The organism is Rahnella sp. Larv3_ips (genome assembly GCF_003697865.1).
GTDB classification, from domain to species: domain Bacteria; phylum Pseudomonadota; class Gammaproteobacteria; order Enterobacterales; family Enterobacteriaceae; genus Rahnella; species Rahnella rivi.
Genome location: NZ_MJIB01000005.1, coordinates 321,310 through 347,281 on the forward strand (window position 1 = coordinate 321,310; position 25,972 = coordinate 347,281).

Consider the following 25,972-nt stretch of genomic DNA (forward strand, 5'->3'; position numbering starts at 1 on the left):
GAGTCGGTCAGCGTGGGATCAGTTCTTCGACCTGCAAAATGCCGTAGACCAGCCGGTAGTTGAGGGGCAGGATGCCGTCGCGGCGAACGTAGTGTTTTTCCAGCAATTGCAGGCGTTCCCGGCCACCCAGCCCGCCGATACGGCCATTTTTAATGTGCGTCGCGCCGATGCCTTTCAGTGAGCGCATCAGCGACATCACGTCCGGGAATTCTGCAATGTGATCGCTGAAGGTGACTTCATGGCGATACGGCGCGCAGGCCTCGGCAATTTTGTCCGGCGTGAGAAATTTGTTCACGTGACGACGTCCGTCTACTTTCATCCAGGCAGCGGCCAGCTCATTGAGCGAACCTTCCGCCAGCGTCGAAAACAGCACCAGCCCGCCGTTGCGGGTCACGCGGTGCATCTCTTCCAGTGCACGGGGCAATGCATTGCACCACTGCACGGCCAGATTGCTGAAACAGATATCGACGGAGTTATCCGCAAACGGCAGGCGCTCGATATCGCCTGGCACATACTGTTGAGCCGAATCCAGTTCCCTGGCGCGGTTTAACATGCCTTCGGAGAGATCCAGCGCAATGACATTATGCCCCTGCGCTTTCCAGAAGCGGCTGAAATAACCGGTGCCGCAGCCTGCATCCACGACGGTATTCCCTGTCCCGTCCAGACCGTACATTTTCAGATAAGGCGCGGCGAGAGACAGCAATTCCTCCCCCACGTCACGCTGCAGTTGTGCGGCGTTTTCATAACTGATGGCGGCACGACTGAACGCGTCGGCCACCGCTTGTTTATTCACTAATTCAGTGACTGCACCCATGAAGGGACTCCAGCAAAAAATCGATATCTTCAGGCCCGTGCGCCGCCGTCAGCGTGATACGCAACCGCGCACTGCCCGGCGGTACCGTCGGTGGACGGATGGCGCTGACCCACAACCCGCGCTCGCGCAGCCTGGCGGCCACATCCAGCGCGGGCTGATTTTCGCCCACAATAACGGGCTGGATCGCGGTCTGCGAGCCGGTCAGCGCATAAGGCAATCCGGCGGCACCTGAACGAAAACGGGCAATATTGGCGGCCAGTTTATCACGCAGGCCGTCGTCTTGCTGGATCCGCGCCAGCGATGCCTGTAACGCACACACCTGTGCGGCGGGCATTGCGGTGCTGTAAATCAGATGACGGGCGAACTGCAACAGGTAATCTGCGGTCGCATCATCACACAATACCGCCGCCCCGCTACAGCCGAACGCTTTACCGAAGGTGACCACCAGCAGTTCCGGGCGAATGCCCTGCTGCCAGCAACTTCCCCGCCCTGCCTCGCCGATAACGCCCACCCCGTGCGCATCATCGACCATCATCCAGCTGCCGTGCGCCTGGGACAGGTTATGCAGATCTGCCAGCGGTGCGGCATCGCCGTCCATGCTGAACACGCCTTCGGTCACCACCAGCGTTTCCCCGTTCACCGGTTTTTCCAGCAAGCGCTGTAAGGATCCCGGCTGGTTGTGATGAAAACGACGCAGCTGCGAAGGCGCATGGGCGGCAGCTTCCAGCAAGGAAGCATGGCTGAGTTTATCCGCCAGCACGCGATCCTCGCTTTGCATCAGCGCCGCCAGAATCGCCTGGTTAGCAGCAAAACCGGAGATGAACAGCAGCGCGCGCGGATAGCCCTGCCACGCTGCCAGCTGCTGCTCAAACTCTGCGTGCGCATCGCTGTAGCCCGTGACGTGCCCGGAACCGCCACTGCCGACGCCATATTTCGCCGCGCCCTGCTGCCAGGCGGCGATCACCTCAGCGTCCTGACTCAGCCCCAGATAATCATTACCTGAGAAGTTCAGATAGCGGCGGTCGCCCTGCGTCAGATAGCGCGCGCTGCCGCCCCGGTTTGGCTGCCGCACACGGAAAGCGGCGGCCTGCTGACGGGCCAAAATCGCGGCGTCGATCCGCGTTTGCCAGCTCATGGGTCAGACGGCAGCGTTATAAAACTGTGGCGTATCCGCATGAACCAGCTGTTCAGCCAGCGCGGCCTGCTGCTGGTTATCGCCCATCTCGGTTTCGAAGGTCTGCGGGTTCAGCCCCAGTTTGCCAAAAAGAATTAAATCTTTGTCTTCCGCCGGGTTTGGCGTGGTCAGCAATTTGCAGCCATAGAAAATGGAGTTGGCACCGGCCATAAAGCACATCGCCTGCGTCTGCTCGCTCATCTGCTCGCGGCCTGCGGAAAGGCGCACGTAGGATTGCGGCATCATGATGCGCGCGATAGCAATGGTACGGATAAAATCGAACGGATCGACGTCGTCGTTATCTGCCAGCGGCGTGCCTTTGACCTTCACCAGCATGTTGATCGGGACGCTTTCCGGTGGCACCGGCAGGTTCGCCAGCTGCATCAGTAAACCGGCCCGGTCTTTCACCGTTTCACCCAAGCCCACAATCCCGCCGGAACAGACTTTAATGCCCGCACCGCGCACTTCCGCCAGTGTGTCCAGACGTTCCTGATAACTGCGGGTGGTGATGATGCTGCCGTAAAATTCCGGCGAGGTATCCAGGTTATGGTTGTAGAAATCGAGCCCGGCGTGCGCCAGACGTTGCGCCTGCGTGGTATTGAGGGATCCGAGTGTCATGCAGGTTTCCATCCCCATCTCTTTCACGCCCTGCACCATTTGCTCAAGGTAAGGCATATCGCGGTCGTGCGGGTTTTTCCACGCGGCGCCCATGCAGAATCGGGTGGAACCGGCGGCTTTCGCCTGACGCGCCGACTCCAGCACCTGCTCGACTTCCATCAGACGCTCTGATTCCAGCCCGGTTTTGTAACGGGAACTCTGCGGGCAATATTTACAGTCTTCCGGGCAGGCGCCGGTTTTGATCGACAGCAAAGTGCTGACCTGCACCTGGCGAGGATCAAAGTGCTGACGGTGGATCTGCTGAGCTTCAAACATCAGCTCAAGAAAAGGTTTGTTAAACAGTGCCTGAGTCTTCTCAAGCGTCCATTGGGTGCGGGTGGTCATCGCGACAACTCCAAAATAAATGTTTCGTGAACGTTTTTATGGTCGGTATACTGTCAACCATTCTCGATTCGTTTTAGTTTACGGTCAACGATAATTATATTTTTTAGTTTACAACTTATTCACCGCAGGACAGTTTTATGAACCCCGCCGATCTCGAGTTCGACCAGCGCCACATCTGGCATCCTTATACGTCTATGACCAAACCGCTGCCTGCCTATCCGGTCGAATCTGCCTCGGGCGTCATGTTGCATCTCGCCGATGGCCGCGAGCTGGTGGACGGCATGTCGTCCTGGTGGGCGGCGATCCACGGTTATAATCACCCGCAGCTGAATCAGGCGGCGATCGAACAAATCGGCAAAATGTCCCACGTGATGTTTGGCGGGATCACCCATCCTTCGGCGGTGGCGCTGTCGCGCCGCCTGGTTGAGATGACGCCGGCCGGGCTGGAATGCGTGTTTCTGGCAGATTCAGGTTCTGTGGCGGTCGAAGTGGCGCTGAAAATGGCGATGCAATACTGGCAGGCGCGCGGTGAAAAACGCCAGACTTTGCTGACGCTGCGTAACGGCTATCATGGCGATACGTTTGGCGCGATGTCAGTGTGCGATCCGCAAAATTCGATGCACAGTTTGTATCAGGGATACCTGCCGCAGCATCTGTTTGCCGATGCGCCACAAAGCCGTTTTGGCGGGGAGTGGGACGAGACGGATATCGCACCGTTCGCCAGAATGCTGGAAGAGAATCACCGCAAGATCGCGGCGGTTATTTTAGAGCCGGTGGTTCAGGGCGCAGGCGGGATGCGGATTTATCATCCTCTGTATCTCAAACGCGTGCGCCACTTGTGCGATGAGTACGGCGTGCTGCTGATTGCCGATGAAATCGCCACCGGATTTGGCCGCACCGGCAAGCTGTTTGCCTGCGATCACGCGGGGATTTCGCCGGACATTTTGTGTCTCGGTAAAGCCCTGACCGGCGGTTACATGACGCTTTCCGCCACGCTGACGACCCGTCATGTGGCCGAGGTGATCAGTAACGGCGAGGCCGGATGCTTTATGCATGGCCCGACGTTTATGGGCAACCCGCTGGCCTGCGCGGTCGCCAATGCGAGCCTGCACTTGTTGTCGGAAAACCGCTGGCAGGCGCAGGTATTCAGCATTGAAAAACAACTGAGTGCCGAATTGCAGCCGCTGGCTGAACACCCGGCGGTGGCGGATGTGCGCGTACTTGGCGCGATTGGCGTCGTGGAGATGCATCAGCCGGTGAACATGGCGCAGTTGCAAAAACACTTCGTGGCCGAAGGCGTGTGGATCCGTCCGTTTGGCAAACTGATTTATCTGATGCCGCCTTACATCATCTCTAGCGGTGAACTGACCCGGCTCACCGGCGCGATTGCCGGTGCGCTGGCGGCGCTGTATTAACGCCTGCGAAAGCAACGCTACAAAGCGCTGACCAGGCGATGAGAGGTGGAAAGCAGCGCGCTCAGTTTCTCACGGCTGAGCCGCGCTTCTTCTGTCAGAAAATCTATCGCCACGGTCAGCGCGGGCGTGGGATTTTCCGGATACAACAGGGTGTAAGCTGCGCCGCTCGCGACACACAGCGGGAAAGGTGCTATCACCCTGCCCGCCTGCAAATCATCTTCGATCAGCGTCAGATCCCCGATCGCCACGCCATACCCCTGTAACGCCGAATTGATCGCCAGATCCAGCGTATCAAAATGCTGAGATTTGCCTGACGGCAGGCTCTGCACCCCCTCTTCCCGCAGCCACATCAGCCAGTCGCGACGATCGCGTGTCGGATGCAGCAGGGTTTTATCGGCCAGATCGGCGACTTCGGTACGCCCGTTATGACGCGGTAAAAAATCTGGCGTGCACACCGGCGTCAGCACTTCATCAAACAGATGATGTGCGCGGCGCGGTGACTCCGGCGGGCGGCCGAAAATGACCGCCGCGTCAAAATGTTCATTGCTGAAATCCACACCGTGAGCAATCGAGGCCGTCAGCTCAATACGCATATCCGGCCGGTCGTTTTGCAGCTGGATCACCCGTGGCAGCAGCCAGCGCATCGAACAGGTCGGGCATTTGATGCGTAAGGTATCGGGATGAGAACCGACACGTTTCAGGGCATCCCCCATCAGTGCCAGCGCCTGCTGTACCGGTGGCAACAGCTGTGCGCCGCGCGGGGTCAGCGTTAATCCGCGCGCCTGACGTAAAAATAACGGGTAGCCCAGCGCCACTTCCAGCCCGGTAATCTGACGGCTGACCGCGCCCTGCGTGATGTGCAGTAAGGTCGCGGCATGGGTCAGATTCAGCGTCTGCGCCACGACGGCAAAGGTTTTCAGCACATTGAGCGAGGGTAAATTCAGCGCATTGAGATGCGACAGTTCTGGAGAAAGGGCCACACATACCTCGTTAAAACCGCAATAAGCCATGACGAAAAGTCATAGCGAGTATGACAAATTTTCTATTGTCGGCACAGGGGAACTGTTGCTTAATCGTTGAACACCTGTTTTGACCCACTGATGGCCGTCTGGCCTGAATTTTTTGGGAAGTCTGCCATGAAAAGCGCACTGTTACCGCAGTCAAAATTACCGGACGTCGGCACCACCATTTTTACGGTGATTGGTCAGCTGAGCGCCGAGCACAATGCCCTTAATCTGTCGCAGGGCGCACCGAATTTCTCCTGTCAGCCGTCGCTTATCGACAGCGTGACTAAAGCCATGCGTGAAGGTCATAACCAATATGCCCCGATGAGCGGCGTGTCGGCATTGCGCCATGCGTTGTCGGCGAAGGTCGAGGCACTTTACGGCTGCCAGTATGACGCGGATGCGGAAGTCACGGTCATGGCCAGCGCCAGCGAAGGGCTTTACTCCGCCATCAGCGCGCTGGTGCATCCGGGCGATGAGGTGATTTACTTCGAACCCTCGTTCGACAGTTACGCGCCGATTGTGCGATTGCAGGGGGCAAAACCGGTCGCTATCAGCCTGTCGATGGAAGATTTCAGCATCGACTGGGATCAGGTGGCGAGTGCAATCAACAGCCGCACGCGAATGATCATCATCAACAGCCCGCACAACCCGACCGGCGCTATCTTTTCCGATTTCGACATTGAACGCCTGACCGCGCTGACGGAAAACACCGACATCATCATTTTGTCCGATGAAGTCTACGAACACGTGGTGTTTGATGGCGAACGCCACGAGAGCATGGCCTGCCACCCGCCACTGGCGGAGCGCAGCGTCATTGTGTCGTCGTTCGGCAAAACGTATCACGTCACCGGCTGGCGCGTTGGTTACTGCCTGGCGCCTGAAGAACTGATGAATGAGATCCGCAAAGTGCATCAGTTTATGATGTTCTCCGCCGACACGCCGATGCAGGTCGCCTTCGCCGAAGCGATGGCGGATCCGCAAAGTTATCTCGGGCTGGCGGATTTCTATCAGCAAAAGCGTGATTTGCTGGCTGACGCGCTCAGTGAATCCCGCTTTGAATTACTGCCCAGCCGTGGCAGTTTCTTTATGCTGGCGCGTTTTAGCCATTTCAGCCCGCTCTCCGACGACGAATTTGTGCTGAGCCTGATCCGTGATCATCAGATTGCGACGATTCCGCTGTCGGCGTTTTACAGCAATAACAAACCCACCGGGCTTATCCGCCTGAGTTTCGCCAAAGATAACGACACGTTGTATGAAGGCGCACGCCGCCTGTGTCGCGTCTGAGCCTTTGTATTTATCTGCATCACGCTGGGGAATTGTGAATAATGAAAAAATTGAACATCGCATTACTGTTAGGTTGCGCCGTGGCGTCTTTCTCCGCACTGGCTGACGGTTCCACGCTGAAATTTGGCCTGGAAGCGCAATATCCGCCGTTCGAATCTAAAAGCGCCACCGGCGAATTACAGGGTTTTGATATCGATCTGGGCAACGCCGTCTGCGCTGCCGCCAGCGTAAAATGCGAATGGTACGACACCTCTTTCGATGGCCTGATTGCCGCCCTGCAGTCACGAAAATTTGACGCCATTAACTCCGCAATGAACGTCACCGAAAAACGCCGTCAGGCCATTGATTTTACGGACGTCATTTACCGCGTACCCAGCAAACTGATTGCTAAAAAAGACTCCGGCCTGCTGCCTGTCGTTGACTCGCTGAAAGGGAAACACATCGGCGTATTACAGGGTTCGATTCAGGAAAGTTATGCGAAGGCGCACTGGGCACCTGAAGGCGTGGATGTGGTGTCATATCAGGATCAGAACCAGGTTTATCTGGATCTCTCCTCGGGCCGGCTTGACGGCACATTAGTGCTGGCTCCTGCCGGTCAGACCGGTTTCCTGTCCCGTCCGGACGGAAAAGATTACGGATTTGTCGGTGACGCCATGCGTGACGATAAGATCCTCGGCAGCGGCATTGCATTCGGTCTGCGTAAAGGCGATACCGCCACCAAAGAGAAACTCGACAAAGCCATCGCCAAAGTGAAGCAGGAAGGCACCGTGCAAACGCTGTCGAAGAAATATTTCGGCGATATTGATGTGAGCGTGAAGTAAATTTTCGAGCCAATGCCAGTTGACATGATCAACTGGCATTATCTGCTGACGCTTTATGTTGCGGCTTTACTGCCCGTCAGTATTCCGAATTCACCACCACTTCTTCGCCATAGGCGCCGGCTTGCGGCAGCGGTTTATAGCTTGAGTTAGATGCACGCAGAACACGGATGCCCCTGGCACCTGCGGCTTGCGCTGCGGTGATGTCGTTGTCTGAATCGCCGTAGAAAATCTTGATCTGCTTGTCTTTAAGCCACTGCGTTTTGGTGTTCTGCCCTGCTTTGTCACCGGCGAAAATCACCGGATTCACTTTGTCTTGTGGGATCTGGAAATCTTCCTGCAAGGTTTTGGTGACCGTCTCGGTTTTGGTTTCGCTGCGGCCGGTGACGAAATAAATGCTGTCACCGCGTTTGATGTGCATGGCAATCAGGCCTTTCGCCACTTCTTTCGGCATGCTGAACTCATCCCACCCGTTGTTCATCTTTTCCCAAAATTGCGGGTTTTTCAGATAATCCTGTTTGCCCGGCGAGAACTCGAGTTGCCCGCGATAAAAGCCCGGCGAAGAGAACAGCACCGTATCATCAATATCAAACCCGACCGCCACCGGCCCGCGCCCTTGCAGGCTGTTTTCGATTTGCGCGACGGATACCCAGTGTACCGGCGACTGCTGGGCAAGTTGCGCCACGTTGACGCCCGGATAGAGCGGCGCAGGTGCGGACTCTTTGGCAACCGCAGAGTGATTCAGGCTGAGCATCAGGCAAACGGCACTGAGTGCCAGTGTTGTTTTACGCATCGTGATCCCTTTTTTATGCTTAATAATCTTAAAGATAAGATGGAGCAATTGGTCAAAAATCTTACCAAACATACCTGTGTACCTCTCCCGGGCAAAGGGATTTCCCGGCGGGTATCATAGGAAAAGATGATGATCACACTTTGATGCAGAATCGTCTGACTTAGCCAGGTACAGCATCAACCGCTTTATGCGCAAATGACTTCGCGTCCTATACTTATTCCCTATTGTTTAAATTTTTAACGCTCTTATACGCAAACGGAAAGGAACAGGTATGCCTCAATTACAGTCCGAAAACCGCCGCATCGTGCTGGCTTCACGCCCTCACGGTAAACCCGTTGACGAAAATTTCCGCCTCGAAAAAGCCCCTTTACCGCAGGCCAAAGACGGGCAGTTATTACTGCGCACCGTGTGGCTTTCACTTGACCCGTACATGCGCGGCCGTATGAGCGATGCGCCTTCTTATGCTGCGCCCGTACAAATCGGTGAAGTGATGACCGGCGGCGCCGTTTCCCGCGTGGTCGAATCTCACAGCCCGGATTTTAAAACCGGCGATCTGGTGGTCGGCAGCACCGGCTGGCAGGATTACGCGGTGGCAGACGCCAAAACCGTGAAGAAACTGGAAGCCGCGGCGCTGAAACAACCTTCACTGGCGCTGGGTGTGCTGGGTATGCCGGGCTTTACCGCCTTTATGGGCCTGCTGGATATCGGCGAACCTAAGCCAGGCGAAACGCTGGTTGTGGCCGCGGCGACCGGCCCGGTCGGTTCGCTGGTCGGGCAGATCGGCAAGATCAAAGGCTGCCGCGTGGTCGGTATCGCCGGCGGTGAAGAGAAATGCCGCTACGCCGTTGAGCATTTCGGTTTCGACGAATGTCTGGATCACCGCGCACCCGATCTGGATAAGCGCCTGAAAGCTGCCTGCCCGGACGGTATCGACGTCTACTTTGAAAACGTCGGCGGTGAGGTGTTTGATGCTGTGCTACCACTGCTCAACACCAAAGCGCGAATACCGGTCTGCGGGCTGGTTTCACAGTACAACGCCACCGGCCTGAATGAGGGGCTGGATCGTCTGTCGCTGCTGACCGGGACTATCCTTAAGAAACGCCTGCGTATGCAGGGTTTCATTATTTTTGATGATTACGGCCACCGTTATCATGAATTCGCGGCACAAATGAGCGAATGGTTTGAGGCCGGTAAAGTGAAGTTCCGCGAGGATATCGTGGAAGGGCTGGAAAACGCACCGCAGGCATTCTTCGGGCTGCTTGAGGGGAAAAACTTTGGCAAACTGGTTGTCCGTGTCGGGCAGGATTAAACCCTGCTGACGTCCACAGGAGGTAACATGAAATTACTGATTGTATTGACATCGCACGATAAACTCGGCGAAACCGGCAAGAAAACCGGTTTCTGGCTGGAAGAATTCACCGCGCCTTATTATGAATTTCTGGATGCGGGTGCCACGCTGACGCTGGCTTCACCGAAAGGCGGTCAGCCGCCGCTGGATCCGAAAAGCGATGAGCCGGACGCCCAGACAGAAACCACCGACCGATTCCGGCAGGATAAAGAGGCGCAGCACGCACTGGCCACGACGGTGAAACTCGCCGACGTCAGCGCCGCAGACTTTGATGCGGTGTTTTATCCGGGTGGTCACGGCCCGTTGTGGGATCTGGCAGAAGATGCGCATTCCATCGCGTTAATTCAGGCATTCTGGAAAGCGGGCAAACCGGTTTCCGCCGTCTGCCATGCGCCGGGGGTTTTGCGCAATGTTCTGCTCGAAGACGGCACGCCGCTGGTGAAGGACAAGCGCGTCACCGGGTTCAGTAACAGTGAGGAAGATGGCGTGGGCCTCACCGACATCGTGCCGTTCCTGGTAGAAGATGAGCTGAAAAAAAATGGCGGGGATTACAGTAAAGCGGCCGACTGGCACTCTTATGCCGTGACCGACGGAAAACTGATCACCGGCCAGAACCCGGCCTCTTCAACCGCCGTTGCTAAGGCATTGTTGAAAATGCTGGGCGCTGAGGCGGCTGGCAAGTAATCTGACGAACAACGACACACTATCAGATGAGGGTTTTATGGCATTTACACTGACCAGCAACGATCTGCGCGACGGCGAGAAAATGCCGGAAACGCAGGTCTTCAACGGTATGGGCTACACCGGCGACAATCTGTCACCGCATCTGGCCTGGTCCGGCGCACCGGAAGGCACCAAAAGTTTTGTGATCACCTGCTATGACCCGGATGCGCCTACCGGCTCCGGTTGGTGGCACTGGGGCGTCGCCAATATTCCGGCTGACGTCAGCGAGTTGCCGCAGGGCGCAGGTTCCGGCAAAGGCGGTCTGCCAGCCGGTGCCGTGCAAACCCGTACGGACTTCGGCAAGGCCGGATACGGCGGCGCAGCACCTCCGCAGGGCGAGCATCACCACTACCATTTCACCGTGTATGCCCTCGATGTGGAACATCTCGACGTCAACGAAGAGGCCAGCGGTGCCTACCTCGGTTTCAACGTGCACTTCCATACGCTCGGCAAAGCATCACTGACAGTGATATACAGCTGATTCCTGTGGTATAAAAGAACCAGAAAAGGTGGTCAGTTTTGCTGACCACCGTTTTTTATTGCGGCTTTCACCGCAACTTTTAAAAAAAGAATAATGTTCTTCATCAAGGAGTCAGTCACAGTGAATATTTCCACCCTGTCGCGCGCGTGCGCTGTGTTGTCAGCCAGCCTGTTCCTGGCGGCATGTAGCAGCAGCCACGAAGGCTTATCGAGCCAGGTTGCTCCGGGCACCGCGTCCCTGCCCGTGTTATCTGCGGACGAAGCGGCCAACTTCACAACAAAAAATTATCTGGCCTTTGGCGGCCCTTCTTTGCAGGTTCAGAAACAGGGTTGGTTCCCTAAACTGGCCAGCACGGATGGCGTAAAAACAGACTTCGTGGTTGGCCCGCAACTGGGTACCGACGGCGCGGCATACACTAACGTACAGCTGGCGGTGAACGCAGCGCTGGCCGTGCGTAACCACGGTGAACGCATCTTCATCAAGATCCTGCCAGGCACCTATACCGGCGCGGTTTACATTCCGGCAGGTTCTCCGCCAGTCACCTTATTCGGTGCAGGCACCAGCCCTTCTGACGTCACCCTGTCTCAGGGTCTGGAAGCGGCCAGCACACCGGCAACTTACCGTGCAACCGTCAGCCCTAACGGCCAGTTCCTGCCAGGCGATCGCGCATTCTACATGTATAAAAACTGCGCAACGCTGACCACCGACACTATCGGCACCGGCTGTTCTGCCACCGTCTGGTCACAAAGCAACGGCCTGCAACTGCAGAACCTGACGATCGGTAATGCCACCCTCGACACCGTTGACGCAGGCGATCATTCCGCCGTGGCACTGCGTACCGATGGCGACAATGTCGTGATCGATAACGTGCGCCTGATTGGCCGTCAGAACACCTATATGGTCAATACCGCCAACATCCATAATGAAACGGACAACAACCGTTACAGCCGCGCTTACGTGCACAACAGCCTGATCGTGGGTGATGTGGATTACGTGTTTGGCCGTGCCCTTGCGGTGTTTGACCATGTGGAATTCCACACCGTCAGCAGCCGTGGCGTGAAAGAAGCGTCTGTCTTCGCCCCGAATACTCCGGCCAATGCGCCTTATGGCTTCCTGGTCATCGACAGTAATCTGACCGGCGACCGTGGCTTCGAGCAGGCAGCGAAAGCGAAAATGGGCCGTGCGTGGGATGTGGACGGTGCCAGCAGCCAGCTGGTTATCCGCGACAGCAGCTTCGACAACAGCTACGACCAGATGAATCCTTGGGGCGCAGCAGCGTTCTCAGGCCGTCCGTTCGCGGGCAATGTGCCGAAAGATGAAAAACAGCAGCGCAACCTGAACGACACAAACTTCAACCGCCTGTGGCAGTACAACAACGTGCTGACTCAGCCTGCGAAGTAATTCAGTCTGATGCGATGAAAAAACCGCCGGGGTTGCCTCCGGCGGTTTTTTTTCGTTCAGAGAAGACCTTACTGCGCTTCGTTACCCAGACGGAAGACGGACACCGTTCGTTCCAGCGTCACCGCCTGTTCGTCCAGCGATGCCGCCGCGCTGGCAGACTGCTGCACCAGCGCCGAGTTTTGCTGGGTCACGGTATCCATTTCCGCTACGGCCAGCGCAATCTGGCTGATCCCCCTGCTTTGCTCATCCGACGCCGAGGCAATTTCATGAATAATCTGCGTAACGTGACGGACAGATCCGACAATCTCTTCCATGGTGTCACCCGCTTTAGCGACCAGTTGCGACCCGTTATTCACGTTGGCGACGGACTTCTGAATCAGCCCTTCAATCTCTTTCGCCGCCTGCCCGCTGCGCTGTGCCAGGCTGCGCACCTCGCTGGCGACAACCGCAAAGCCCCGCCCCTGTTCACCGGCTCTCGCCGCTTCAACCGCCGCATTCAGCGCCAGAATGTTGGTCTGGAAAGCAATGCCGTTGATCACGGTGGTTATCTCGGAAATCTGCTTCGAGCTGACGGCAATCTCTTTCATGACACCCACCACATCACTCACCAGCTTGCCCCCGCGTGCAGCGGTGTCTGCGGCGTCGGATGCCAGCTGGCTGGCCTGCGTGGCGTTATCGGCGTTTTGTTTTACCGTGGAAGTCAGCTCTTCCATGCTGGCCGCGGTCTGCCCTAACGCCGCCGCCTGCTCTTCGGTGCGCGCCGACAGATCGATATTTCCGGCAGCAATTTCACCGGATGCACGCGACACCTGCGTCACGCCTTCGCGGATATTGCCGATGATCCCGTGCAGATTCTTGTTCATGCCTTCGATGGCGCGGCTCAGTTGCCCGACTTCATCAAAACTGTGGCTGGCGTTGTGCATAGTCAAATCACCGGCCGCAATGCGCTCCGCCGTCGCCAGCGTCCGGCGCAACGGCAGGGTCAGCTGACGGGTCATCCGCCATGAAATCAACGCCCCTGCAATGATGGTGGCGATGACAATGCCCACCATTTCTGTGATGGTCTGGCTGACTTCGTGATGGGTGTTGGCGATTTCATGATCGAGCATCGTGTTGGATGCTGAGGTCAGCGCCAGCCCGGCGGCGGCGAGTTGTGCAGAGATGTCTTGCGCGTCGCTTCCGGCCGGAGGATTCAGCGTATGTTGCCAGCTTTCGCGGTAACGACGGATGTTTTCCGGCATCGCCTCTTCCAGAGGCTGATCCTGTACGTCCCACGTATAGGCGGCGACCTCGGACAGTCTGGCCTCCAGTTTATCCAGCGCCTGAGCGTTCTCTTCGACAAACTTCGGATCTTTGGTCGCCATGTAGGACAGGCGTGAAAATTTCGCGCTGCTCAGCAGATCATTGACGGTTTTGAGCAGCGTCACTTTTTCTGCCCGCTCATTAATACGGGTCAGATGGTAGATCCCGGATACCGCCACGAGCGAGCCCAGCAGCAACACCAGTGCGAAACCGGCTCCCAGTTTATTAGCGATAGTAGCGTGGCGAACGGGGCCAGCGATCCCTGAAAGTACATTCATTTTCTTCTCCCTGATTGACCAAAAGGACTGACTCTGAGGTGGCAGGGCCAGCACAGAATGAGTGAATAGCGGGAGAGTTATCGACCTGATAGGCACAATATTTAGAGGGAGATGAAAATAAGTCTTAACAATAGCACGGGAAGCTCAGGGATAAAAAAGCCCCTTAATACAGGGGCTTGATCATTATTACCTGACGGTATTATTCACCCACACAAAATGAATCATAAGCCTGACGCATTGATTGAGGTTTGTTTAGCCTTCAGTCTCAGTTACGAATGTCCAGAATACTGACCCACATCGGGCCTTTGCCCACCGGGTAAGTTTTCAGCGTGGTCAGCTGGCCGTTTGCCGGATCAATTTTCGCCACTTCAATGGCGTCGGATTTCTGACCGGCAGTGATCACAAACTGACCGCTGTGATCGATGTTGAAACCGCGCGGCTGCGTTTGTGTCGCGTGATGCCCCGCCAGCGTCAGTTCACTACCGTCTTCTGATACGGTCATTACCGAGATCAGGCTGGCCGTGCGGTCAGAGGCATACAGGAATTTGCCGTCCGGCGTAATGTGCAAGTCTGCAGCCCAGCAGGTGCCGGTGAAATCAGCAGGCATAATGCCCAGCGTCTGCACCTGACGGTATTCGCCGCTGGTCACGTCTTTCTGATACACATCCACGCTGCTGTTGAGTTCATTCACACAGTAGGCGAAATGGTGGTTCGGATGGAAAGCCATGTGGCGCGGACCGGCCCCTTCCACCGTGCGCAGTTCGGCGGATTCATGCGGCGTGGCCTCGCCCTGCTGGCTGAAATCGAACTGACGGATGCGGTCTTCTTTCAGCGCCGGGATCATCAGCAACTGGTTGGTCGGATCGATATTGGCAGAGTGCGGAGCCTGAATATTTTCCAGAACCTGCGTCGGTGCCAGTGCGTGGCCCTGCTCATCCAGCGGATGAATGCTGACGTTGTTGAAGCTGTAGGAGGCGGAGAACACAAATCGCCCTTGCAGATCGATACCCAGATGCGTCGGGCTGCCCGGCAGCGGGGCCATCGATGCTTCTTCGAGTTTGCCTTCGTGATCGATACGGTAAGTGAGCACGCCAAATGCAGGACGCACACCTACATACAGACGGTGACCGTCAGGATGGATCACCATCGGCTGTACTTGCCCCGGCACTTCCACGGTTTGCAGCAGGCTCAGTTCACCCTTGTCCTCTAAACGAAAAGCGTGGATTTGCTGGCTATCAGGGCTGGCAACGTAGACAACTTGCTTCATCACAACTCCTTATTAAATCTCATTAGATTTGAAAGCGTAGTTCAGGATAACCCAACAACCCGGCAGCAGCCATGCCCTAAATCTGTTGGCCGTCCGGCAGGGCATTCACTGCACAAGTATGGCGGGTTTGCAGGTTTAATTAGCAGGCTTAACACGGTAACATGATGATAATTTCTTCGATCCTCTCACTTTATGATGGACTGCCCATGACTTATCGCATCATCGCACTTGATCTCGACGGTACGTTGCTCGACCGTCAAAAACGTATTCTGCCGGAATCTTTGTCTGCGCTGGCCGACGCCCGCGCACAGGGAATCAAAGTGGTCATCGTCACCGGACGCCATCACGTCGCGATCCATCCGTTTTACCAGGCCTTACAGCTGGATACACCGGCTATCTGCTGTAACGGTACCTATCTGTATGATTATCAGGCACGTAAGGTTCTGACCTCCGACCCGATGGATAAAGTGAAAGCCAAAAAAGTGGTCGACCTGCTGGAATATCACGGCATTCATGGCCTGCTGTATGTGGATGATGCCATGCTTTATCAGCAGCCGAGCGGCCACGTCAGCCGTTCCATCGCCTGGGGTGAAACGCTGCCGGAAGGCCAGCGTCCGAACATCGTTCACGTCAACAGCCTGCGGGACGCAGCCGATGAAGCGCAGTCCGTGTGGAAATTCGCCACCTCACATCAGGATTTGGATGCGCTGCACACTTTTGCCGCTCAGGCAGAAAATGAACTGGGCCTGGCCTGCGAGTGGTCATGGCACGATCAGGTGGACGTCGCCAAAGGCGGGAACAGCAAAGGCCGTCGTTTGCAGGAGTGGGTCGAATCTCAGGGCATGAGCATGCAGGATGTGGTGGCCTTCGGGGATAACTTTAACGATCTCAGCATGCTGGAAAATGTCGGGCTGGGTGTCGCGATGGGCAATGCGGTCGATGCCATTAAAGAGCGAGCCGCGCTGGTGATTGGCGACCATGAAACGCCGGGCATCGCGGAGGTTATCCGCAGTAAAGTCCTGAACTGATCCCGCGTTCACACCTGTCGACATCGACACCGTTAAAGCCTTCCTCCGCCACGAGGAAGGCTTTTTTTATGTCATGCCGGGCGGAACATCAGCATTCCGTCTTATGCTTTTCAGGCCGGACGCGGCGCTGAATTAACTGGTGATCTTCATCGAAATAGCGGCTTGGCCAGATCGTCGCCGGGGGCACCCCCAGCGCTTTCGCAATGATCATTTCGCCTTTCGCCCAGGGACGCGCCAGTGCATTGGCCAGCGTCGAAGACCCTAATCCGGCTTCGCGGGATACCGCGGCCAGCGACGTTTTCCGTTTACGCAGTCCGGCAATGATATCCGCCGGATGCCAGTCACTTTCCTTTTTCATCGTTCTTCCTTTTGTTGTAGGTTCAGCCGTTGAAATGTGGTCTACACTTTCTCGTTACGTCGTTCAGTAACTCTAAACAACAATATGTTAAGGGATGCTTAACATAACGTCAATACAGTTTATATGGTTATTGACTATGATCCCGCACAGACTGAAATCAGCACGGAAAAAAGCCAAACTCACGCAGGAGAAACTGGGTGTGTTAGGAGGCATTGATGAAAGCACCGCACGTTCGCGGGTATCGCAATATGAGAGCGGGACGTACAGCCCGAACTTCGACACTTTGTGCCATTTCGCGCGCGTGCTGAACGTACCGGAATGCTATTTCTATATTATTGACGACGATTTCGCCGAGCAGGTTCTGAGCCTGTATGAAAACTTCAATACGCCAAAAGATTAACGGTTGACCGACACGCTTTTAATCTGCGCATACAGCCACTGGCCTGCGCGGATCATCAGCTCGTCCCGCGCCCACGGCGTGATACGCGCCCAGATGACGTGGCCGGCCATCGCCAGTTTCACTTCCACCTGATTGCCGACCTCCAGACATTCCAGCACCTGCGCGGGCAGTACGTTGCGAATGCTGCTGTTATTGGCGGTCGGTTGCAGCACCAGCGAAACGTCGGTGGCATTGACCCGCACCCGCAACGGCGTGCCCGGTTCTTCGTCCACTTTGCTTATCCACAAACGCTGATCGCCGATCGCCAGCGCGGTCATTTCGTAACGCGGATGGTGCTCCAGCACGCTGACGTTCAGCACGCTGCTTTGTTCTTCCTTCGGCAGCCACGGGCGCATCACGTTGCTCGCCCAGACCTCTTCCAGAGTGCCCATCGCCAATACTTTACCGGCATCCAGCACCAGGACTTTTTCCGCCAGCCGCAGAATTTCATCCAGGCTGTGCGTCACGTATAAAATCGGAATACTGACTTCCTGCGCCAGCCGTTCGAGATAGGGCATGAGTTCGCGTTTACGAGGAAGATCCAGCGCTGCCAGCGGTTCATCCATCAGCAAAATTTCCGGGGCGGTGAGTAACGCACGGCCAATGGCGACGCGCTGCTTTTCTCCGCCGGAAAGTGTGAGCGGAAAACGGTCGAGCAAAGCTTCAATGCCCAGCAAACGGACAATACTGTCGAACTGGCCGCGCATCGACGCCGCCATGCCGTATTGCAGATTTCCCTTCACCCGATAGTGCGGGAACAGCCGCGCATCCTGAAACACATAACCGACACGCCGCTTTTCCGGCGGCAGAAAAATCTTGCCCTGCGCGTCAGACAGCAGACGGCCATTCAGGGAAATATGGCCGCTGTCGGGTTTTGTCAGGCCGCCGATGGCGTTAATAAGCGACGTTTTCCCTGCGCCGGATAACCCGAAAATCGCAGTAATGCCCTGCGCCGGTAAGGTTTGTGTGACCTGTAAATTCAGCTCACCCAGTTGCTGACTGAAATCCAGTTCCAGCATGTCAGCCTCCCAGCCGCGTTCGGCTGCGCTTTGCCAGCCAGTCAGAAATCAGTAATGCCGCCAGTGACAGCAGGATAGCCAGCACGCAAAGCCGCGCGGCGGCGCCCTCTGCGCCGGGGGTTTCAATCAGGGTGTACATCGCCAGCGGAATGGTGCGGGTTTCACCAGGGATGTTGGAGACGAAGGTAATGGTTGCGCCAAATTCTCCCAGCGAGCGGGCAAATGCCAGCACCACACCGACGATCACGCCAGGAACGGACAGCGGCAGGGTAATGGTGAAAAACACCCGCCACGGCGAGGCGCCGAGCGTCCGGGCGGCGAGTTCCAGCTTAGGATCAACGGCTTCCAGCGACTGGCGAATGGCGCGCACCATCAGCGGAAAGGCAACGACGGCAGAAGCCAGTACCGCGCCGTGCCAGCTGAAGCTGAAACTGAATCCGAACCACGCGTACAACCACTCGCCCACCACGCCGCGCCTTCCCATCACTACCAGCAGCAAATAGCCAATCACCACCGGCGGTAACACCAGTGGCAGATGGATAATGCTGTCGAGCAGGGATTTGCCGGGAAAACGGCAGCGGACCAAAATCCACGCCATCAGAATACCAAGTGGCAGACTGCAAACTACGGACAGGCTCGATACTTTCAGACTGAGAAATACCGCCTGCCACTCATATTCACTCAACATCATTTGCGTGGCGTAAATCCATAATGGGTGAAGATCTCAGCGGCAGCAGGCGTTTTCAGGTAATCGTAAAACGCGCTGACCGTCGGATTTTCATGGCCTTTAACAATAGCCATCGGATATTCAACCGGCTTATGGCTTGCAGCCGGGAAGATACCGACAACCTTCACTTTTTTGCTGGCGATGGCATCAGAGCCGTACACGATACCCAGCGGTGCTTCTTCACGCTCTACCAGCGCCATCGCGGCACGCACGTCGCTGGCACGCGCCAGTTTCGGTTCCAGCGTGGTCCAGGCACCCAGTTTTTGCAGTGCCTCTTTGGCATAAATGCCCGCCGGGACGTGATCCGGATCGCCCACGGCTAAGCGGCTGTCGCCAATCAGTTTCAGCCATTCTGTTTTTTCAGAGATATCGACTTTATCGATTTTGCTGGTTTTAGCGGAGATCAGCACCAGCTCATTGCCGAGCAGAGTATAACGGGTGTTATCGACAATTTGTTGCTTGCCGATGGCGTAATCCATCCATTGCTGATCGGCAGAAATGAACAGATCGGCCGGTGCACCCTGTTCAATCTGGCGTGCCAGAGTGGATGACGACGCGAAAGAAGACACCACCTGCACGCCTTTTTCTTTCTGATACTGCGCGGCGATATCCTGCAGGGCGTTAGTCAGCGACGCGGCGGCAAACACCGTGATTTTCTCTGCGGCCTGCGCCTGAACGTTCAGACCTGCCACCAGCACGGTCGCCGTTAATAATTTCGCCCAAGAAGTTTTCATCATTTTTCCTCGCCTGTTATGGGTTATTCATGCTTTTGAAGATGCGTTATGTACGCAACAATATAGCGCAGGAAAAAGGAGTGTCATCTGATTTATCGGCGGAAATGGCAGGAACTTGATGTTTGTTGATCTGGCTTCGCTGAAAAGTTTTCGAAGGGCTGTCTGCTTCACTGCGCTTAGAAAAAAGAAAACCCGGCACAGGGGCCGGGTTATTCGAATCAATACTGCGGGTATCAGTAATGAGGCTTATTGCGGGACTCTTTAGAGTGGCCGACGACCGAAATGATGTTGAAAACTTCGCCCAGTCCCCAGATCAGGCCCAGGATCACTGCGATGAAGATCGGCACCATGATGGCAGCGAATACCAAACTTTCGATTAATTCTAACATGATAGCCTCACTTGACTGGCTGAATCGCACAACACGGCGATGTTCATAAACTGAATTACAGACTGTGACGGATAATAACAGCACGGGGCTGCAATTACTTTAGCATTTCGCCAACTTGCCTGCAGACCGGTTTAACGGCGACAATGCCCCTTCGTCCATTAAGGAAGCTGACATGCAAGCTGAAATCCTGTTAACCCTCAAGCTGCGGGAGCGGTTGTTCGCTGACCCGCGTCGTATGGAATTACTGCGCCAGATACGCCATACCGGTTCAATCAGCCAGGGCGCGAAGCTGGCGGGTATCAGTTATAAAAGCGCGTGGGACGCCATCAACGAGATGAACCAGCTGGCGGATGATACCCTGGTCGAGCGCAGTACCGGCGGTAAAGGCGGCGGCGGCGCGATCCTCACGCCTTACGGGGAGCGGCTGATCCAGCTGTACGAACTGCTGGCGCAGATCCAGCAAAAAGCCTTTGATGTGCTGAAAGAAGATTCCCTGCCGCTCGACAGCCTGCTGGCCGCCATTTCGCGCTTTTCCCTCCAGACCAGCGCGCGCAATCAGTTCTTCGGCAACGTGGTGGAACGCAGCCACGAAACGGTACAGCAGCATATTGATGTGGTGCTGGCTGATGGCGAAACCCGGATCCGCGCCGCCATCACCGAACAAAGTGCTGACCGGCTGGCGTTGACGCCCGGCAAAGAAGTGCTGGTGCTGATCAAAGCGCCGTGGATCACCCTCGGGCTCAGCGCGGAAAATCCGCATAACGCATTACCGGGCGAAGTGACCCATATTCAGCGCGGCGAACTGAACAGCGAGGTACTGCTGAAACTTACCGGCGGCGAGACGTTATGCGCCACCGTTCCGAACCAGGATACCGACAGTCTGCGGCTGGCGACCGGTCAGTCTGTGTTTGCTCAGTTTGATGACGATAAAGTGATTCTTGCCACGCTGTGCTAAAAATGCCCTGTTAATCATATCCTTGCAGAATCAGCGTTAACACTTTGCAGAATTGTCAATTGACTTGCACGGCGGCAGCGCTTATCCCTTCTTACATAACATGCCTGCATAAAAAGGGATAAATCATGCCGTCGTTGCACATCTCGCAAGGTATTTTCCGCCTGAGCGATACCCGAACCCTCACACTTTCCGATCTGACCCTGCAGCAGGGTGACACCTGGGCCTTCGTTGGCTCCAACGGCAGCGGAAAATCCGCGCTGGCGCGTGCGCTTGCCGGTGACTTAACGCTTCTCAAAGGCACGCGCGAGAGCAGCTTTGCGCATATCGTCAGACTTTCTTTCGAGCAGCTGCAAAAACTGGTGGCCGATGAATGGCAGCGCAACAACACCGATTTGCTCAGTGAAGGCGAGGACGATACCGGCCGCACCACTGCCGACATCATTCAGGAAGAGGTGAAGGATCCGGCGCGCTGTGCTGCCCTCGCCGCCCAATTTGGCATTGAGAAACTCCTCGATCGCCGCTTCAAATACCTTTCTACCGGCGAAACCCGCAAAACACTGCTGTGTCAGGTGCTGATGCAACAACCCGATTTGCTGGTGCTCGACGAACCTTTCGACGGTCTGGACGTCAACGCCCGCGCCCAGCTGGCGCAGTTGCTCGCCACGCTGTCAGAACACGGGCAGACCATGGTGCTGGTGCTGAACCGCTTTGACGATATTCCGCCGTTCGTTCAACACGTCGGCGTGCTGGCCGATTGCACGCTGGCGTCATTCGGCCCGCGTGAACAGGTGATGGCCGATGCCCTGGTGGCGCAGCTGGCGCACAGTGAAAGCCTGAGCGGCATGGCGGTACCGGAAGCCGAAGACCCGACGATGCGCGTGAGCCCGCCGGCAGACTGCCCGCTGATCGTTCTGCGCGACGGTGTGGTGCAATACGACGATAAACCTATCCTGCATCACCTGAGCTGGCAGGTTGATCCCGGTCAGCACTGGCAAATCACCGGGCAAAACGGAGCGGGTAAATCCACCCTGCTCAGCCTGATTACCGGCGATCACGCGCAGGGCTACAGCAACGATCTGACGCTTTTTGGCCGCCGTCGTGGCAGCGGTGAAACCATCTGGGACATCAAACGCCATATCGGTTACGTCAGCAGCAGCCTGCATCTCGACTACCGCGTCAGCACCAGCGTGCGCAACGTCATTACGTCGGGTTTCTTCGATTCCATCGGGATTTATCAGGCCGTTTCCGACCGGCAGCGCCTGCTCACATCGCAGTGGCTGACTCTCCTCGGCCTCGGCGGCAGCGCCGGAGAGACGCCGTTTCACAGTTTGTCGTGGGGGCAACAGCGGCTGGCCCTGATTGCCCGCGCGCTGGTGAAACACCCTGCGCTGCTGATCCTCGACGAACCGTTACAGGGTCTGGATCCGATCAACCGTCAGCTGGTGCGCCGCTTTGTGGATATTCTGATTGGCGAAGGTGACACCCAGTTGCTGTTTGTTTCGCATCACCCTGAAGATGCGCCTGAGTGCATTACTCACCGCCTGAGTTTTATTCCTGACGGCGATATCTACCGGTATCAGACAGAACAGCTGTAATCCCTCACGGCCTTCCTGCTGCGGAAGGCCGCTTTTCTGACGACATCCTGCTTTTTTCTCCCCTGAAACTGTTTTCAAACCCTGCTGAGTGATCAGTGTAATCGATTACACAAGCCGCCTGTTGTGGGGCGAGATGATCTACACTCCGCTTTCGATATCGCCGGTATCACCTGTTTAGCGCCGTGGAAAGGTGGTAAACTGTTTGTGTAAGCGATTCCATTTTATTGGGGATGGATCACCTTTTTCAGCCTAGCAGCGTGATATCGTTGCAACATTGATACTCATCGGGGAGCGATTATGTACGTCTTAGTCACAGGTGGTAGCGGTTACATCGGCAGTCATACTTGCGTGCAGTTAATTGAAGCGGGTTACACACCCGTCATTCTGGACAACCTTCACAACAGTAAAGTCAGCGTGCTTGAACGTATCAACACGCTCACCGGCAAAACGCCGCTGTTCTACGAAGGCGATATCCGTGACCGCGCGATCCTCGATAAAATTTTCAGCGAAAACCAGATTCATTCGGTGATTCACTTCGCAGGCTGGAAAGCCGTGGGCGAATCCGTCGCCAAACCGCTGGCGTATTACGACAATAACGTCACCGGTACGCTGGTCCTTCTTGAAGCCATGCGCGATGCGGGCGTCAAAAACCTGATTTTCAGCTCCTCGGCGACCGTGTATGGCGATCAGCCAAAAACACCTTACGTTGAGGACTTCCCGACCGGTAACCCTTCCAGCCCTTATGGCCGCAGCAAACTGATGGTCGAGCAAATTCTGGAAGACGTTCAGCGCGCTGAGCCGGAGTGGAGCATGACGCTGCTGCGCTATTTCAACCCGGTCGGCGCACATCCGTCAGGCCTGATGGGTGAAGATCCGCAGGGCGTGCCGAATAACCTGATGCCGTTTATCGCGCAGGTGGCGGTCGGGCGCCGTGAGTCCGTTGCCGTATTTGGCAATGATTATCCGACCAAAGACGGTACCGGCGTGCGTGATTACATCCACGTGGTCGATCTGGCCGACGGCCATCTGGCGGCGATGAAAACCCTGCACAATAAATCCGGCGTTCACATTTACAACCTCGGCGCGGGTTTCGGCCAAAGCGTGCTGGAAGTGATCAACGCCTTCAGCAAAGCCTGCGGCAAACCGGTGAAATACACCTTTGCGCCACGCCGTGACGGCGACTTACCGGCCTATTGGGCAGACCCGGCCAAAGCCGAAAAAGAGCTCAACTGGAAAGTCACCCGTACGCTGGAAGATATGGCGAATGACACCTGGCTGTGGCAGTCGAAAAACCCGCAAGGTTACCCAGACTAAGGCGGACTAAGGAATCTTTATGACCACGTTTAACCCAATTGATCACCCACATCGTCGCTACAATCCGCTGACCGATCAGTGGATTTTAGTCAGCCCGCACCGCGCCAAGCGCCCGTGGCAAGGGCAGCAGGAAGCCGTTTCGGATGAGGTTCTGCCAGCGCACGATCCTGACTGCTTCCTGTGTCCGGGGAATACCCGCGTCACCGGTGATGTGAATCCTCAGTACACCAGCACCCATGTGTTCACCAACGATTTTGCTGCACTGATGCCAGACACACCGTTTGCGCCACAAAGCACCGATCCGCTGATGCGTCTGGAAAGTGCGCGCGGCACCAGCCGGGTGATTTGCTTTTCGCCCGATCACAGCAAAACGCTTCCGCAACTTTCCGTAGAAGCGCTGACCGATGTGGTGAAAACCTGGCAGGAACAGAGCGCAGATCTGGGTAAATCCTACCCGTGGGTGCAAGTTTTCGAGAACAAAGGCGCGGCAATGGGCTGCTCCAACCCGCATCCGCACGGCCAGATCTGGGCCAACAGTTTCCTGCCAAACGAAGCTGAACGTGAAGACCGCCTGCAACGTGCCTATCTCGAACAACAGGGTTCGCCGATGCTGGTCGATTATGCTCAGCGTGAGCTGGCCGACGGCAGCCGTACGGTGGTGGAAACCGAACACTGGCTGGCGGTGGTGCCTTACTGGGCGGCGTGGCCATTCGAGACACTGCTGCTGCCGAAAGCACACATTCTGCGCATCACTGATTTAACCGACGCACAGCGCAGTGATTTAGCCCTGGCCCTGAAAAAACTGACCAGCCGCTACGACAATCTGTTCCAGTGTTCTTTCCCGTATTCAATGGGCTGGCACGGCGCGCCGTTTACCGAAGGCGACCACCAGCACTGGCAGTTACATGCCCACTTCTATCCGCCGTTGCTGCGTTCAGCCACGGTACGCAAATTCATGGTCGGCTACGAAATGCTGGCTGAAACCCAACGCGACCTGACGGCGGAACAAGCCGCTGAACGTCTGCGGGCGGTGAGTGATGTCCATTATCGTGAGGCCGGAGAAAAACAATGAATCTGAAAACTAAAACCCTTGAAATCTTTGCTGATAAATTCGGCTACCCTGCGACCATCACCATCAAGGCGCCGGGCCGCGTGAATCTGATTGGCGAACATACCGACTACAACGACGGCTTCGTGCTGCCGTGTGCCATCGACTATGAAACAGTGATCGCCTGCGCACAGCGTAATGACCGCACGATCCGCGTGATCGCCGCCGATTATGACAACGATGAAGACAGCTTCTCTCTCGACGAACCTATTTTGCACTCCGACACGCACCCGTGGGCCAACTACGTGCGCGGCGTGGTGAAACATCTGATGCTGCGTAATAAAGATTTCTCCGGCGCAGACATGGTGATCAGCGGCAACGTGCCACAGGGCGCGGGCCTGAGCTCATCGGCATCTTTGGAAGTGGCGGTGGGTCAGGCGCTGAAATCCTTGTACGACCTGCCGCTGGACGGCGTGGCGCTGGCGCTGAACGGCCAGGAAGCGGAGAACCAGTTTGTCGGCTGTAACTGCGGCATCATGGATCAGCTGATTTCCGCCCTCGGCAAGGAAAATCACTCCCTGCTGATTGACTGCCGTTCGCTGGAAACCCGCGCGGTGTCTATGCCGAAAAATGCAGCCGTCGTCATCATCAACTCCAACGTGAAACGCGGCCTGGTGGACAGCGAATACAACGCCCGTCGCGAACAGTGCGAAGTGGCGGCCCGCTTCTTCGGCGTGAAAGCGCTGCGTGACGTAGACCCTGCCCTGTTCTTCTCCATTCAGGACGAGCTGGATCCGGTGGTGGCCCGCCGTGCGCGTCACGTTATCACTGAAAATGACCGTACGCTGGCAGCGGCTGACGCACTGGCCAGCGGTGACCTGAAACGTATGGGCGAACTGATGGCGGAATCTCACGTCTCCATGCGCGATGATTTCGAAATCACCGTACCGCAAATCGACAAGCTGGTGGACATCGTCAAAGAAGTGATCGGCGATAAAGGCGGTGTGCGCATGACCGGCGGCGGCTTCGGTGGCTGCATCGTGGCGCTGGTGCCGGAAGACATGGTGGAAAAAGTCCGTCACGCGGTTGAACAGCAATATCAGGCGCACAGCGGCCTGAAAGAAACCTTCTACGTCTGCACCGCTTCACAAGGAGCAGGCGTATGTTAAAACCTGAAAACACACAGCTGGCCCCCGATGGCCAGCCGTTTGAACAGGTAACGCTACAGAATGCGGCGGGTGCCACCGCCACATTCATGG

General features: G+C 56.3%; 26 protein-coding genes. 14 read left to right on the forward strand and 12 right to left on the reverse strand.

Annotated elements, in window-relative coordinates; all coding sequences use genetic code 11:
* Nucleotides 1–7: 7 nt before the first annotated feature.
* From bioC to bioB, 3 genes are read right to left on the reverse strand one after another with little or no spacing between them, the layout of a single operon-like run.
* The gene (gene bioC, locus ED901_RS10240; protein ID WP_122095838.1) at nucleotides 8–814 is read right to left on the reverse strand and encodes a malonyl-ACP O-methyltransferase BioC; all 807 of its coding nucleotides are present in this window, start codon (nucleotides 812–814) and stop codon (nucleotides 8–10) included.
* A complete protein-coding gene (bioF, locus tag ED901_RS10245; protein WP_122095839.1) occupies nucleotides 798–1,949 on the reverse strand; it encodes an 8-amino-7-oxononanoate synthase in 1,152 nt (383 codons plus the stop codon). The genes bioC and bioF overlap by 17 nt, the downstream gene beginning before the upstream one ends.
* Before the next feature lie 3 nt (nucleotides 1,950–1,952).
* The gene (bioB, locus tag ED901_RS10250) at nucleotides 1,953–2,990 is read right to left on the reverse strand and encodes a biotin synthase BioB (RefSeq protein ID WP_056771775.1); all 1,038 of its coding nucleotides are present in this window, start codon (nucleotides 2,988–2,990) and stop codon (nucleotides 1,953–1,955) included.
* A 137-nt stretch (nucleotides 2,991–3,127) separates the two neighbouring features.
* Between bioB and bioA the strand changes: the two genes are divergently transcribed.
* Nucleotides 3,128–4,405 carry an adenosylmethionine--8-amino-7-oxononanoate transaminase gene (gene bioA / locus ED901_RS10255; RefSeq protein WP_122095840.1) on the forward strand — a complete coding sequence of 426 codons (1,278 nt, stop codon included), beginning with the start codon at nucleotides 3,128–3,130 and terminating at the stop codon, nucleotides 4,403–4,405.
* A gap of 17 nt (nucleotides 4,406–4,422) precedes the next feature.
* On the opposite strand, the gene ED901_RS10260 is transcribed toward bioA, so the two are convergent.
* Entirely contained in the window at nucleotides 4,423–5,385 is a 963-nt protein-coding gene (locus tag ED901_RS10260; RefSeq protein ID WP_122095841.1) for a LysR substrate-binding domain-containing protein, read from the reverse strand.
* Between the two features lie 156 nt (nucleotides 5,386–5,541).
* Here ED901_RS10260 and ED901_RS10265 point away from each other — a divergent pair, with 156 nt between their 5' ends.
* On the forward strand, nucleotides 5,542–6,696 hold the full coding sequence (locus tag ED901_RS10265; protein ID WP_056772034.1) for a methionine aminotransferase: 1,155 nt from the start codon (nucleotides 5,542–5,544) through the stop codon (nucleotides 6,694–6,696).
* 41 nt (nucleotides 6,697–6,737) lie between these two features.
* Entirely contained in the window at nucleotides 6,738–7,517 is a 780-nt protein-coding gene (locus ED901_RS10270) for an ABC transporter substrate-binding protein (RefSeq protein WP_122095842.1), read from the forward strand.
* Nucleotides 7,518–7,593: 76 nt separating this feature from the next.
* On the opposite strand, the gene aphA is transcribed toward ED901_RS10270, so the two are convergent.
* Nucleotides 7,594–8,307, reverse strand: coding sequence for an acid phosphatase AphA (gene aphA, locus ED901_RS10275; protein ID WP_122096111.1), 714 nt, complete (start codon nucleotides 8,305–8,307; stop codon nucleotides 7,594–7,596).
* Between the two features lie 271 nt (nucleotides 8,308–8,578).
* Between aphA and ED901_RS10280 the strand changes: the two genes are divergently transcribed.
* The 4 genes from ED901_RS10280 (at nucleotide 8,579) to ED901_RS10295 (ending at nucleotide 12,260) form a co-directional block, all read left to right on the forward strand.
* Nucleotides 8,579–9,616, forward strand: a complete 1,038-nt coding sequence (locus ED901_RS10280; RefSeq protein WP_122095843.1) for an NADP-dependent oxidoreductase — start codon at nucleotides 8,579–8,581, stop codon at nucleotides 9,614–9,616.
* Nucleotides 9,617–9,643: 27 nt separating this feature from the next.
* Nucleotides 9,644–10,339, forward strand: a complete 696-nt coding sequence (locus ED901_RS10285) for a type 1 glutamine amidotransferase domain-containing protein (RefSeq protein WP_122095844.1) — start codon at nucleotides 9,644–9,646, stop codon at nucleotides 10,337–10,339.
* 37 nt (nucleotides 10,340–10,376) lie between these two features.
* Nucleotides 10,377–10,859 (forward strand): kinase inhibitor, encoded by a 483-nt coding sequence (locus ED901_RS10290; RefSeq protein WP_122095845.1) that lies wholly within the window; start codon nucleotides 10,377–10,379, stop codon nucleotides 10,857–10,859.
* Nucleotides 10,860–10,979: 120 nt separating this feature from the next.
* Nucleotides 10,980–12,260 carry a putative acyl-CoA thioester hydrolase gene (locus ED901_RS10295; protein ID WP_056771751.1) on the forward strand — a complete coding sequence of 427 codons (1,281 nt, stop codon included), beginning with the start codon at nucleotides 10,980–10,982 and terminating at the stop codon, nucleotides 12,258–12,260.
* Nucleotides 12,261–12,328: 68 nt separating this feature from the next.
* Here the strand turns inward: ED901_RS10295 and ED901_RS10300 are convergent, their stop codons facing one another.
* Nucleotides 12,329–13,840, reverse strand: coding sequence for a methyl-accepting chemotaxis protein (locus ED901_RS10300; RefSeq protein WP_122095846.1), 1,512 nt, complete (start codon nucleotides 13,838–13,840; stop codon nucleotides 12,329–12,331).
* 265 nt (nucleotides 13,841–14,105) lie between these two features.
* Complete coding sequence (gene pgl, locus ED901_RS10305; protein ID WP_122095847.1) at nucleotides 14,106–15,107, reverse strand: 6-phosphogluconolactonase; 1,002 nt, start codon at nucleotides 15,105–15,107, stop codon at nucleotides 14,106–14,108.
* Between the two features lie 206 nt (nucleotides 15,108–15,313).
* On the opposite strand from pgl, the gene ED901_RS10310 reads away from it, so the two are divergent.
* The gene (locus tag ED901_RS10310) at nucleotides 15,314–16,135 is read left to right on the forward strand and encodes a pyridoxal phosphatase (RefSeq protein ID WP_122095848.1); all 822 of its coding nucleotides are present in this window, start codon (nucleotides 15,314–15,316) and stop codon (nucleotides 16,133–16,135) included.
* A gap of 88 nt (nucleotides 16,136–16,223) precedes the next feature.
* Here the strand turns inward: ED901_RS10310 and ED901_RS10315 are convergent, their stop codons facing one another.
* A complete protein-coding gene (locus ED901_RS10315; protein WP_056771737.1) occupies nucleotides 16,224–16,493 on the reverse strand; it encodes a helix-turn-helix transcriptional regulator in 270 nt (89 codons plus the stop codon).
* 136 nt (nucleotides 16,494–16,629) lie between these two features.
* On the opposite strand from ED901_RS10315, the gene ED901_RS10320 reads away from it, so the two are divergent.
* Nucleotides 16,630–16,893, forward strand: a complete 264-nt coding sequence (locus ED901_RS10320; RefSeq protein ID WP_056771734.1) for a helix-turn-helix transcriptional regulator — start codon at nucleotides 16,630–16,632, stop codon at nucleotides 16,891–16,893.
* Here the strand turns inward: ED901_RS10320 and modC are convergent.
* From modC to ED901_RS10340, 4 genes are all read right to left on the reverse strand, one after another.
* Complete coding sequence (gene modC / locus ED901_RS10325; protein WP_122095849.1) at nucleotides 16,890–17,951, reverse strand: molybdenum ABC transporter ATP-binding protein ModC; 1,062 nt, start codon at nucleotides 17,949–17,951, stop codon at nucleotides 16,890–16,892. The two genes, ED901_RS10320 and modC, sit on opposite strands and share 4 nt — an antisense overlap.
* A gap of 1 nt (nucleotide 17,952) precedes the next feature.
* Nucleotides 17,953–18,642, reverse strand: coding sequence for a molybdate ABC transporter permease subunit (gene modB / locus ED901_RS10330; protein WP_122095850.1), 690 nt, complete (start codon nucleotides 18,640–18,642; stop codon nucleotides 17,953–17,955).
* Nucleotides 18,639–19,412, reverse strand: a complete 774-nt coding sequence (gene modA, locus ED901_RS10335; protein ID WP_122095851.1) for a molybdate ABC transporter substrate-binding protein — start codon at nucleotides 19,410–19,412, stop codon at nucleotides 18,639–18,641. The genes modB and modA overlap by 4 nt, the downstream gene beginning before the upstream one ends.
* Nucleotides 19,413–19,645: 233 nt before the next feature.
* Nucleotides 19,646–19,801, reverse strand: coding sequence for an AcrZ family multidrug efflux pump-associated protein (locus ED901_RS10340; protein WP_072158040.1), 156 nt, complete (start codon nucleotides 19,799–19,801; stop codon nucleotides 19,646–19,648).
* 172 nt (nucleotides 19,802–19,973) lie between these two features.
* Between ED901_RS10340 and modE the strand changes: the two genes are divergently transcribed.
* The 5 genes from modE to galK all read left to right on the forward strand — a co-directional run bounded on the left by modE (nucleotide 19,974) and on the right by galK (nucleotide 25,882).
* On the forward strand, nucleotides 19,974–20,756 hold the full coding sequence (gene modE, locus ED901_RS10345; RefSeq protein WP_122095852.1) for a molybdenum-dependent transcriptional regulator: 783 nt from the start codon (nucleotides 19,974–19,976) through the stop codon (nucleotides 20,754–20,756).
* A gap of 125 nt (nucleotides 20,757–20,881) precedes the next feature.
* Nucleotides 20,882–22,351 (forward strand): molybdate ABC transporter ATP-binding protein ModF, encoded by a 1,470-nt coding sequence (modF, locus tag ED901_RS10350; RefSeq protein WP_122095853.1) that lies wholly within the window; start codon nucleotides 20,882–20,884, stop codon nucleotides 22,349–22,351.
* A gap of 297 nt (nucleotides 22,352–22,648) precedes the next feature.
* Nucleotides 22,649–23,665, forward strand: a complete 1,017-nt coding sequence (gene galE / locus ED901_RS10355) for a UDP-glucose 4-epimerase GalE (RefSeq protein WP_056771711.1) — start codon at nucleotides 22,649–22,651, stop codon at nucleotides 23,663–23,665.
* A 19-nt stretch (nucleotides 23,666–23,684) separates the two neighbouring features.
* The gene (gene galT / locus ED901_RS10360; protein ID WP_122095854.1) at nucleotides 23,685–24,737 is read left to right on the forward strand and encodes a galactose-1-phosphate uridylyltransferase; all 1,053 of its coding nucleotides are present in this window, start codon (nucleotides 23,685–23,687) and stop codon (nucleotides 24,735–24,737) included.
* Nucleotides 24,734–25,882, forward strand: coding sequence for a galactokinase (galK, locus tag ED901_RS10365; RefSeq protein WP_122095855.1), 1,149 nt, complete (start codon nucleotides 24,734–24,736; stop codon nucleotides 25,880–25,882). Before galT ends, galK begins: the two co-directional genes overlap by 4 nt.
* Nucleotides 25,883–25,972: the final 90 nt, after the last annotated feature.